The sequence below is a fragment of the Micrococcus sp. GbtcB5 genome, assembly GCF_019091605.1.
Classification (GTDB): Bacteria; Actinomycetota; Actinomycetes; order Actinomycetales; family Micrococcaceae; genus Micrococcus; species Micrococcus luteus.
The window spans coordinates 1-250 of record NZ_JAGXJK010000308.1 but is presented as its reverse complement, the minus strand read 5'-3'; the positions used below and the strand labels follow the sequence as shown (position 1 = coordinate 250).

Sequence of the window (250 nt, the reverse complement as noted above, 5' to 3'; positions counted from 1 at the left end):
CCCCGGGCCCCCGCCCCCGGGCGCCCCGGGCGCGCCCGACGGCGGCGCGGCCGCGGCCCGCGGGCAGGACTGGCTCGGCTGCCCCGTCACCATGCCGCTGAAGCGGGCGGTCGTCGCCGCCGCCGGGCACGTCAGCGTCCGCGTCCGGCTCCTGGGCACCGCGAACACCCTCGTGCGCGTCCATCCCGCCGCCCCCGGGGTCGTCCACGCCGAGAACTCGGACGGGGACGGCAACCTCGGCGCCCTCGCC

At 82.4% G+C, this 250-nt stretch carries 1 pseudogene; it reads left to right on the top strand.

What is annotated here, in order from left to right:
- Positions 1-250: pseudogene (locus tag KVS67_RS12465) on the top strand (shikimate dehydrogenase); the annotation flags it as partial.